The sequence below is a fragment of the Pseudomonas fluorescens genome, from assembly GCF_902497895.1.
Lineage (GTDB): Bacteria > Pseudomonadota > Gammaproteobacteria > Pseudomonadales > Pseudomonadaceae > Aquipseudomonas > Aquipseudomonas fluorescens_BP.
This window is the reverse complement of record NZ_CABVHQ010000161.1, coordinates 1-908: the sequence shown is the minus strand read 5'-3', so window position 1 is coordinate 908 and position 908 is coordinate 1. Positions and strand designations below refer to the sequence as shown.

Here is a 908-nt window from a genome sequence, read left to right as displayed (position 1 = left end):
TTGAAGTTGTCGCCGTTCTGCATGCCGCGACCGCCGGAAACGACGATCTTGGCAGCGGTCAGTTCCGGACGATCAGATTTTGCAAGCTCTTCGCCGACGAAGCTGGAGGTGCCAGCATCGTGGACAGCAGCGACCGCTTCAACAGCCGCCGAACCGCCTTCAGCGGCAACCGGGTCGAAACCGGTGGCACGCACGGTGATCACTTTGATCGCAGCCGAAGACTGTACGGTAGCGATGGCGTTACCGGCATAGATCGGACGCTTGAAGGTGTCAGTGCTTTCTACCGAGATGATCTCGGAGATCTGGTCAACGTCCAGCGCAGCGGCGACGCGTGGCAGGATGTTTTTGCCGTTGGAGGTGGCGGCAGCCAGGATGTGGCTGTAACCAGTGCCCAGCTCGGCCACCAGGGGCGCAACGTTTTCCGGCAGTTGGTGAGCGTAGGCGGCGTTGTCGGCCACCAGCACTTTGGCCACGCCGGCGATTTTTGCAGCGGCTGCAGCCACGGCGCCAGCGCCCTGACCTGCAACCAGCACGTGGATGTCGCCACCGATTTTCACGGCAGCAGCCACGGTGTTCAGCGTGGCCGGGGCCAGCACTTTGTTGTCGTGTTCAGCAATAACCAAGATAGTCATTTCGGGCTCCTTAACTCAAAGCACCTTCGCTTCGTTTTTCAGTTTCTCGACCAGTTCAGCCACCGACTTGACCTTGATACCGGCGCTGCGGGTAGCCGGCGCTTCGACTTTCAGGGTCTTGGTGGTGGAGGCGGTGGAAACGCCCAAAGCGTCCGGAGTCAGCACTTCGAGAGGCTTCTTCTTGGCTTTCATGATGTTTGGCAGGGACGCATAACGCGGCTCGTTCAAACGCAGGTCGGTGGTGACGATGGCTGGCAGTTTCAGGGAAACTGTCTG

The 908-nt window shown here is 59.8% G+C and carries 2 protein-coding genes; both read right to left on the bottom strand.

All coding sequences use genetic code 11. The features are described 5' to 3' along the window. Positions 1–632 (bottom strand): electron transfer flavoprotein subunit alpha/FixB family protein (locus F8N21_RS30325; protein WP_150645603.1); only part of this gene is annotated, 632 nt, incomplete at its 3' end. Positions 633–647: 15 nt separating this feature from the next. Further along, the coding region (locus F8N21_RS30320) for an electron transfer flavoprotein subunit beta/FixA family protein (RefSeq protein ID WP_412071692.1) at positions 648–908 on the bottom strand (261 nt) is incomplete at its 5' end.